General features: G+C 73.6%; 6 protein-coding genes. 3 read left to right on the plus strand and 3 right to left on the minus strand.

Annotated features, from left to right (window positions below; translation table 11 throughout):
- A partial coding sequence (locus tag GL263_RS15100; protein ID WP_182856224.1) for a sigma-70 family RNA polymerase sigma factor occupies positions 1-1,468 on the minus strand: 1,468 nt, incomplete at its 3' end.
- A gap of 215 nt (positions 1,469-1,683) precedes the next feature.
- The gene (locus tag GL263_RS15105) at positions 1,684-2,541 is read right to left on the minus strand and encodes a TetR/AcrR family transcriptional regulator (RefSeq protein WP_182856225.1); all 858 of its coding nucleotides are present in this window, start codon (positions 2,539-2,541) and stop codon (positions 1,684-1,686) included.
- Positions 2,542-2,879: 338 nt separating this feature from the next.
- Between GL263_RS15105 and GL263_RS15110 the strand changes: the two genes are divergently transcribed.
- Both GL263_RS15110 and GL263_RS15115 read left to right on the plus strand, forming a co-directional pair.
- Positions 2,880-4,565 (plus strand): NAD(P)/FAD-dependent oxidoreductase, encoded by a 1,686-nt coding sequence (locus GL263_RS15110; RefSeq protein ID WP_323379407.1) that lies wholly within the window; start codon positions 2,880-2,882, stop codon positions 4,563-4,565.
- 179 nt (positions 4,566-4,744) lie between these two features.
- The gene (locus GL263_RS15115; RefSeq protein ID WP_182856226.1) at positions 4,745-6,667 is read left to right on the plus strand and encodes an ATP-binding SpoIIE family protein phosphatase; all 1,923 of its coding nucleotides are present in this window, start codon (positions 4,745-4,747) and stop codon (positions 6,665-6,667) included.
- A 69-nt stretch (positions 6,668-6,736) separates the two neighbouring features.
- Here GL263_RS15115 and GL263_RS15120 read toward each other — a convergent pair whose 3' ends face one another.
- The gene (locus tag GL263_RS15120) at positions 6,737-8,113 is read right to left on the minus strand and encodes an MFS transporter (protein WP_182856229.1); all 1,377 of its coding nucleotides are present in this window, start codon (positions 8,111-8,113) and stop codon (positions 6,737-6,739) included.
- Between the two features lie 212 nt (positions 8,114-8,325).
- Between GL263_RS15120 and GL263_RS15125 the strand changes: the two genes are divergently transcribed.
- Positions 8,326-8,832, plus strand: a complete 507-nt coding sequence (locus tag GL263_RS15125; protein WP_182856227.1) for a MarR family winged helix-turn-helix transcriptional regulator — start codon at positions 8,326-8,328, stop codon at positions 8,830-8,832.
- Positions 8,833-9,283: the final 451 nt, after the last annotated feature.

The raw sequence follows: 9,283 nt of genomic DNA on the forward strand, positions 1-9,283 counted from the left end.
GCTCCGGCCGGTCGGGGACCCGCACCACGGGCGGGCCGGGCGTCGGCGGGGGACTGGGAGGCGGCGCGCTCGGCGCCGAGGGCGTCGGGGTCGGCGTCGGCGTGACAGCCGGTGGCGGTGCTTCCGCCGGCCGCGGCACCAGTACCTCGGGCGCGGGGGGAGCCGGCTCCGGCTCGGCCGCCGGAGCGGACGGCGCCACCGACGGCCTCGCCTGGGGCGGCGCGTCCGGCTTCGGACTGCCGGCGAGCGCCAGCACCAGGGCCGTGGCGGCGGCGGCCGCCGCCACCGCGCTCGCGGCGATACCCGCCTTGGCCGGCGCGCCCAACCCCTCCGAGACGGCACCCGCGCCCGCGCCCGACTTGCCGCTCGCGGCGGCCGCCGACCCGGCGGCCAGCCCGGCCCCGGCGCCCCCCAGCACTCCGCCGGCGGCCTTGACCGCGTAGGTGGCGGCGAACCAACCGATGACGGCGACCGGCAGCAGCGCGCCGAGCCGTTCGTTGACGTCCTTGACCTCCAGCGCCGCCGTACGGCACCGCGCGCACTCCTCGAGGTGCTTGCGCAGGCCCCGCTCCGCCCGCGTCCGCAGACCGCCCCTGGCGTAGGCGCCGAGCCGGTCGGCGTACCTGGCGCAGTCGCCGCCGGACGTGAGCGACTGGCTGACGTGCGCCTGGAGGTAGGCCTGCTTGAGGCCCTCCCGAGCCCGGTGGGCGAGCACGGCGGTGGCGTTGGCGGTCAGGCCGAGGATCGGGGCGACGTCCCGAGGCGACGTCTCCTCCACCGTGGTGTGCCAGAGCACCGCCTGCCAGCGCTCCGGCAGCGTCCGGAACGCCTGGACCACCATCGACTGCTCGGCCTCGTGCATGGCGCGGACGTCGGCGCCGAGCTCGACGGTGTCCTCGCCGCCCGCCGGACCTCCCACCGCGGAGACGGCAAAAAGCGCGAAGTCCTCCACCAACTGCTCGCGTTTGGCGCTCCTGGACCACGCCGCCGCCGCGTGCCGCACCGAAGTGAGCAGGTAGGCGCGCACCGCGGTGGTGGGCCCCTTGCCGCGCTGCACGGCCTGCAGCGTTCGGGCGAACACCTCGTTGGTGAGGTCGTCGGCCGTGTCGCTGTCGCGGCAGCACGTCCGGGCGTAGCGCCGCACGGCGTCCGCGTGCCGCCGGTACAACTCCTCGTAGGCCTCGGTGTCACCGGCGCGGATGAGGGAGACCAGCTCGGCGTCGCCGACGGGCTCCTCGTCGCTCTCCGTCCCCCCGCCGGCGGGAGGCCGCCCGCCGCCGGGCGACCGGACGGCGCGCTGCGGCGGCACCGACACGGCTGTCCGTCCGCCACCGGCCTGGCCCGGCACCTTCGGCGCCGTGGCGGCGGCCGGCTCGGGCCGTCCGGCATCCTGCTCCGCCGGGGCCACGCCCCGCTCCGCCTCGGACGTGTCCGCGGCGCGCGGCTCGTCCTGGCCCTCAACACCCATCGCGGAAGCCCCCGCTGCACGCTGTCGCCGCCAAGTACCGGGAAAGACTGCCACAACTCGGGCCCCGAAGGGACGGGCCGGCGACCGCAACCACCCATCCGGGGAGTTGACGGCGCCGGCCGCGCTGACGCCCCGCCGTCGCGGCGCCGGGCCGCCACCGGTCGCCCACCTGGCACTTCACACCGCGTACCGGCCCTACAGCGGCACGGAGGAGGTCAGCGGGCGCGCAACCCTTCGAGCAGGATGTCGAGAAGCCTGTCGGAGGCGACGGCCCCCTGCCCGGCGTCCTGGAACGTCGGAGCGGAGGTGGCTATCACCAGCAGGACGTCGGCGACGGTCACGTCCTCACGCAGCTCGCCGGCCGCCCGAGCCCGGTCGACCAGCTGCCCGACCACGCTGAGCAGTTCGCCGGCCTCCCGGCCGCCGGCCACCGAGTCGGCCGTCGGCACCGCCGCCGCGGCGCGCGGGGCCGGCGCCGTACGCTGCCGGGGGACGACGTCCAGGAAGCCACCCGGCTCACGCCCGGATACACCGGCCTCGGGCTCCTCGGCGGCGCGCGGTGCCACGAGCACGCTCGGCGGCAGCAGCCGCCCCGCGCCAGAGGCGACGGAGGTGCGCAGGAAGCGGGCGAGCGCCGGCCACGCCTCGCCTTCCCACTCGAGCGCCGTCCGTGCCTGCTCGGCCAGCCGGGCCGTCTCCTCCCTGGCTATCCGCCGCACGAGCACTTCCTTGCTCGGGAAGCGGCGGTACACCGTGCCGACGCCCACCCGGGCCCGCCGGGCGACGTCCTCCATCGGCGCGCCGTAGCCGGACTCGCCGAAGACCTCCCTGGCCGCGCGCAGCACGTGCTCCAGATTGCGCTGGGCGTCCACCCGCAGCGGTGCCGGACGGGCCGCGCCGCGCTCCGCGTCCGCCGTGGCGGCGTCCGGCGCGCTGTCGGAACCGGCCGGCCGCTCGACGACGACGGCCGCGCCCTGCCCGTACGTCGCACCGCCGGGCTGGCCGTACTCGTGCGCCGGCCTGGAGGGGCGGGCCTGGCGGAGATGGGCATGGTCAAGACCTTGAACACGCATGTGTATTCCCCCGGTTGTTCATCTCGTCTCCCCCCGGAGACTCCCCGTTTGGCGTCCGCTCGTGCGGGCCGGTCACCCGCCGCCGGACTCACCTCGAACATAGTTGAGCCGTGGTCACGAGTGAAGGGGGTTGGTTGAGCACTGAGTGACCCCCGATCGGAGCACTCCCCCCTTCTGCCCGGGATCTACCCCCTGTCCCGCTCATCCATACCCGTGGTGACCTGCGTCTTTCGTGCGCCGACCACTCCAACGGGCTAAGCGGAGCAATACCTTCCCCCGTTCACACAATTCCTTGCGACCTGTGGACAAACGGCCGTCACGGAGTGCGTCATGGACGGGTGACGGACGGACAGGAGCCAACGACGCCCCAGCCGGCAGCCGGCCGACCGACCCGCATCGTGGTGGTCGGCGGCGGCTACGTCGGCATGTACACCGCTCTCCGGCTCCAGAAGAAACTCAGGGCCGAGCTGAAGCGCGCCCACGCCCACCTCGCCCGGACCGACGACGAAAACATCACTCCTTCGGGTGGTCCTTCGAGCGGTTACCCGAGCGGGACGGAGGGCAGCAGAAGAGAGGGAAGCCGGGAGGAGGCCGCCGGCCGTCTCCCGGGCCGCCCCGAGGGCGACCCCCTCCGGGGCCCGTCCGACACCGCCCGGTACGGCGTGGAGATCGTCGTCGTCAGCCCCGAGCCCTACATGACGTACCAGCCGTTCCTGCCGGAGGCGGGCGCGGGCTCGATCTCGCCCCGGCACGTGGTCGTGCCCCTGCGCCGCGTACTGCCGCACTGCCGAATCGTCGTCGGTGAGGCCAAACGGGTCGACCACGCGCGTCGTGTCGTCGCCGTCCGCACCATCGCCGCCGACGAGGGCTCCCGCACCACGCGTCGACCGACCGACCCGGCACGCGCCCCCGGGCCGGAGAAGCCGGACGCGGAGGCACCGGCGCGCGCCACCGACGCGTCCGAGGCCGCCGGCAGCCCCGCACCCGGCGACCTGGAGATCGGCTACGACGAACTCGTGCTGGCGCCCGGCTCGGTGTCGCGCACCCTCCCCGTCCCCGGCCTGGCGGACCACGGCATCGGCTTCAAGACCGTCGAGGAGGCGATCGGCCTTCGCAACCACGTGCTGGAGCAGCTCGACATCGCCTCCTCCACCCGGAACCCCGAGATCCGCGACGCCGCGCTCACGTTCGTCTTCGTCGGGGGCGGCTACGCGGGCGTGGAGGCGTTGGCCGAGCTGGAGGACATGGCCCGCTACGCCTGCCGCTACTACCACAACCTCCGCCCGGAAGAGCAGAAGTGGATCCTCGTCGAGGCCACTGACCGGATCCTGCCGGAAGTGGGCGAGGAGATGGGCCGGTACGCGGTGCGGGAGCTACGCGGCCGCAAGATCGACGTCCGGTTGCAGACACGGTTGGAGTCGTGCGAGGACCGGGTCGCCGTGCTCAGCGACGGCTCCCGGCACCCGTGCCGCACGCTGGTGTGGACGGCCGGAGTGAAGCCGAGCCCCCTGCTCGCCGCCACCGGCCTCCCGCTCGACGAACGCGGCCGGCTGCGCTGCGACGCCACGCTGCGCGTCGAGGGCGCCGCACACGCGTGGGCCGCGGGAGACGCCGCCGCCGTGCCCGACCTCACCGCCGACGAACCGGGCGTCGAGTGCGCGCCCAACGCGCAACACGCCGTCCGCCAGGCGCGGCTGCTCGGCGACAACCTCGCCGCCGCGCTGCGCGGCCGACCGCTGCACGAGTACCGGCACTCCTACGCCGGATCCGTGGCGTCCCTGGGGCTGCACAAAGGGGTCGCCCGCGTATACGGTCGCAAGCTCAAGGGATACCCCGCCTGGCTGATGCACCGCGTCTACCACCTCAGCCGAGTCCCGACGGTCAACCGCAAGACGAGGGTGCTCGCCGAGTGGACGCTCGCCGGCTTCTTCAAGCGGGAGATCGTCTCCCTCGGCTCGCTGGAACACCCGCGCGCCGAATTCGAGATGGCGGCCGGCGGCGGGCCCCGCAGCGAGGAGCGCTGACGGATGTCACCACCGTCCGTCACACTGGACATGTGACCATGGGTGCGGCGATCACCGCGAAGAGTGACCGCCAAAGGGTCACCGACCGTAGTGAAGGTCGCCACCCAGGCCGTGCCGCCGATGCGCGCAAGCCACCGGCGGCAACCGCAGAGACACAGCAGAATCGGATCTGAACCGCAGTGAACTTCACGCGCTGGAGCGCCCGTCTGCCCGGCACGCAGCGACGCACCGCCGCCCTGCGGGCCGCGAGGCGGTCCGCAGGGCCCGCGCCGTCCGCGACCTCGGCCGACGGCCGACCCCGCGAGGAAGGCCGGCCCGACGCGGCGCCGGGGGCGCCTGACGCCGCGGACGCCGGCGCGGCCGAGCGGACTCCAGGCGCCGAGCGGACCCCGGGCCCCGAACAGACCCCGGACGCGGAGCGGGAGCCGGCCGCCGGGCGGGCTTCGAAGGCCGGACGGGAGGTGCCCGCCGCCCGCGCGGAGGCCGCCCCCGACGCGCCCGCCGACGGCCGGGACGTCCCCCGGAGCCTGGACGCCCTGTCCGTCCACGAGTTGCTGGGGCAGGTACCCGCCCCCTTTGTCATCGTGCGCGGCCCGGAACACCGCGTCGCCTACGTCAACGACGCGTACGCCGCGGCCTTCGGCGTGCGCTCCTGCGGCGGACCGGCCAGAGAGGTCCTGCCCGAGCTGGTGGAGCTCGGTCTCCTGCCGCTGATGGACCAGGTGCTGCGCAGCGCCAAGCCTCGCACGGTCAAGGCCCGCCGCACCGGGCACGGTGACCGCGTCGGCTACTACACCTTCACCTGCGCGCCCATCGACCTCGGCCCCCGCGCGCAGCGTCCGGACGGCCGCCGGCGACCGGGTCGGGGTCGGGACTCCCGGGCGAACGAGCGCGGTGTGCTCGTCTTCGCCGCGGAGGTGACGGACCAGGTCGAGTCCACCGAGAGGCTGCGGGCCAGCGAGGCACGGCAGCGGGCCGCCGCCGTCACCCTGCAACGCAGCCTGCTCCCGCAGGAACTGGAGCAGCCGGACGACCTGCGGGTCGCCGCGACCTACCAGCCGGGCGGCGAGGACGCGGCCGTCGGCGGCGACTGGTACGACGTGATCACGCTGGGCGCCGGCCGAACGGCGCTGGTCATCGGGGACGTCATGGGACGCGGCGTGCGGGCGGCCGCCGTCATGGGCCAGCTCCGCACCGCCGTGCGCGCCTACGCGCGCCTCGACCTGCCCCCGCACGAGGTGCTGCAACTGCTCGACGGGCTCGCCGCGGAGATCGACTCCAGCCAGATCGCCACCTGCGTCTACGCCGTCCACGACCCCAGCGAGGGGCGGCTGAGCTACGCCTCCGCGGGCCACCTGCCCATCCTCGTCCGTGAGGCCGACGGCACGGTCCACCGGGCCGAGGAGCCGACCGGCCCGCCGCTCGGCACCGGCGGCTGGCTGCACACCTCCGGCTCGGTGCCGTTCGGCGAGGGCGGCACCGCCGTCCTCTACACGGACGGCCTCGTCGAGCGACGGGACGCGGACATCGACGAGGGCGTCGCCGCCCTGGAGCGGGCCTTCGCCGGCTCGAGCGGCCCGCCCGAGATCATCTGCGACCGCCTCCAGCGGGCCATGGGCATCACCGCCGACCACGACGACGACCTCGCCATCCTGGTCTTCCAGCACCCGGCCCGCACCGGTGGCGACGCCGAACTCTTCCGGAACGCCGCCCTCGAACTGCTCGGCGGGACCGAGGCGGCGCCGCGCGCCCGGGCCTTCGCCTCCGGTGTGCTGACCTCCTGGCGCTTCCCGCGCGAGCTGCACGACCTCGGCGTCCTCGCCGCCAGCGAACTGGTCGCCAACTCGCTCCAGCACGGCACGCCGCCGATGCGGCTGCGGCTGCGGCGAACAGACCGGCGGCTCATCGTGGAGGTCACCGACGGCGACGACCACCTGCCGCGCCGCCGGCGGGCCGAACCGGCGGACGAGTCGGGGCGCGGCATCGCGATCGTCGCGACGATCGCCTCCTCGTGGGGCACCCGCCGGACACCCGGCGGCGGCAAGGCCGTGTGGTGCGAGTTCGCCCTGCCGACGGGCCCACCCGCCACCGGGCGAGCCTGAGGGCGGACCCGGCCGCCCCCGACGGGCCGGCGCTGAGGCCGACCCGTCGCCGCGCCGGGGCCCCCGACGTCAGCCGACCGGAGCGGCGGCCGGCGTCGCGGCAACCGCCTCGCGCTCCGCGGGGCGCCCCTCGTCCTCGGCCCGCTCCTCGCTCCCCGCGGCGCCGTCTCCACCACGTCGGACGACACGCGAGGTCCGCAGGCTCGGGTTGTCCTGCTCCGGCCGCAACCTGCGGCCGAGCAGCAGCGCGAGCACCGTGACGCCGAGCGAGCAGCCGGTCAGCAGCACGATGTACGCCGCGTACGCGCCCTGGGCCGCCATCAGCCCGCCCACGGCGGGGCCGACCGACACACCGAGCTGCTTGACCAGTGCGAACGCCGAGTTGTACTGGCCGACCATCCGCGCCGGCGCGAGGTCGGCGACCAGCGGGGCCACCGTCGGGGAGAGCATGGCCTCACCGACGCCGAACAGCGCGTACGTCGCGATGAGCAGCGCGGTCGCCACCGCCTGCGCGTGCGGCACCAGCCCCGAGACGCCGGCGGCAAGCCACGCGACGGTCCAGATCAGGCCCACCAGCGCGATCACCCGGCTGCGCCGCCTGCCGTCGACGAGGCGCAGCACGACAAACTGCGTCAGCACGATCATGGCGGTGTTCGCGAACAGCGCCAGGCCGAGCGTGGACGTCGAGATGCCCGTCACCTCGACCCCGTACGCCGCGAGCCCCGACTCGAACTGGCCGTAGCAGGCGAAGAAGAGGACAAAGCCCAGCACGCAGAGCAGCACCATCGGACGGTCGGACAGCAGTCGCCGCCAGCCGTCGCCCGAGCCCTGCCCTGAGGCGCCCGCCGAACCGGTGGCGGCCTCGACCAGCACCTGCTCGCCGCCCGCGGTACGGGGCAGCCGCACCGTCAGCAGCACGCCCGCGAGCACGAGGAACATGACCGCCTCGACGGAGAAGAGCAGCGTGAAGCTCGACGCCCGGTGCTCGTCGACGAGCAGCCCGCCGAGCAGACCACCCAGCCCCATGCCGAGATTGTTCAGGAAGAACTGCGTGGCGAACGCACGCGCCCGGGTGGTCGTGGTCGAGCACCAGACGATCATCGTCGCCAGGCCGGGCTGCAGCACCGCGATGCCGGCGCCCATCAACGCGGCGGAGGCCATCACGGTCGGGGTGGTCCCGGACATGCCGAAACCGAGCGCGCCCACCGCGGCCGCCGCCGTACCGACCAGCGCCACGGGCAGCGGCCCGCGTCGGTCGATGACCCGACCGACAAAGGGCAGCACAAAGAGCGCGGCGGCGGCGAAGGCGGCGAGCACGGCACCCGCCGTGCCCGCCCCCAGTTCCCGCACGTTCGCCACGTAGACGAAGAGGTACGGAACCGTGAAGCCGCTTCCGAACGCGCTCAACGCGTTCCCGAGCTGGATCCGGCGCAGCTGTGCGCCCATCGCGGTGTTCAACACTCACCTTCCCCTGGTCAGGCCCAGCCCTCAGCCGCCTGTCGTCGCACGGAGCACAGCCCTGGCGGATGGCGCTGGGCCCGCCAGGGCTGTGGGTGGAGCAAGGGCTGAGAGCTGAAGACTTCAACTCTAAACTTCGAAGCTAAAGAGTACACAAGGCAAGGCTTCGATGCTAATCAGTACCGTGCGATACTCCCCGCATGCCTGACCCCCAGCCGTCCCTCGACGAGCAGATCGCCATCTACCAGCGCGAGTACCGCGACCTCGACCCCCAGGTCGAACGCGTCGTCAACGCGCTCAGCCGGCTCGACCGGCGGATGAGCGTCGCCTACGGCCGGCAGCTCGCCACCCTGGGCCTGAGCGGAGCCGAGTGGGAGGTGCTGAAGGAGCTGGTGATGGTCGGCAGCCCGTACCAACTGTGGCCCGGCACCATCGCCAAGCGGCTCGGCCTCACCCCGGCCGCCATGACACACCGCATCGACCGGATGCTCGCCGCCGGACTCGTGACCCGCGAGAGGGACGAGGAGAACCGGGTCCGGGTGATCGTCGGTCTCACCGACGAGGGCCGCGAGAAGTGGCTGCAGGTGATGCGCCAGGCCTCCGCCTTTGAGGAGTACCTGCTCCAGGACCTCAACAACGAGGAGCGCGCCCAGCTCGGCGACCTCCTGATCCGCCTGCTCGACAGGGTCTCCACCCACCTCGACTGACGGCGCCCACCCCGACTTCCGCCCCGCTGGGGCAGGGGTTGACACGGGGGTCCTGGATCCGTAGTGTTCTCCGGGTTGCCAGCGAGCCGGTAGGTTCCGCTGGTAGCGCTTCTGCCACGTCCGGTGGCGACCACTACTCTGCACGATCTTCCCCTCGCGGGGGCTTGTTCGGCATGCCCGAATTGGCTTTCGAAGGCTCGATTTTGAGCCGGGCGGGAAATCCTCTAAAGTAGTGATCACGCCGGAAGGCGGCCCCGCCGACAGGGGAATCGGATTGCGAATCCGGGCCGGAAACGGAACGGAAAAGAGTCTGATAGAGTCGGAAACACCGAAGGGAAGCGCCCGGAGGAAGCCCGGAAGGGAATCCGAAGGAAGCGTCCGTTCCTTGAGAACTCAACAGTGTGCCAAAAGTCAACGCCAGATATGTTGATACCCCGTCCATCCCACGATG

This window comes from Streptomyces durbertensis (genome assembly GCF_014156695.1).
Classification (GTDB): domain Bacteria; phylum Actinomycetota; class Actinomycetes; order Streptomycetales; family Streptomycetaceae; genus Streptomyces; species Streptomyces durbertensis.

Coding starts and splice junctions, on each gene's coding strand:
- GL263_RS15125 (WP_182856227.1), top strand. CDS start 8,326: ATGCCTGACCCCCAGCCGTCCCTCGACGAGCAGATCGCCATCTACCAG.
- GL263_RS15105 (WP_182856225.1), bottom strand. CDS start 2,541: ATGCGTGTTCAAGGTCTTGACCATGCCCATCTCCGCCAGGCCCGCCCC.
- GL263_RS15120 (WP_182856229.1), bottom strand. CDS start 8,113: ATGGGCGCACAGCTGCGCCGGATCCAGCTCGGGAACGCGTTGAGCGCG.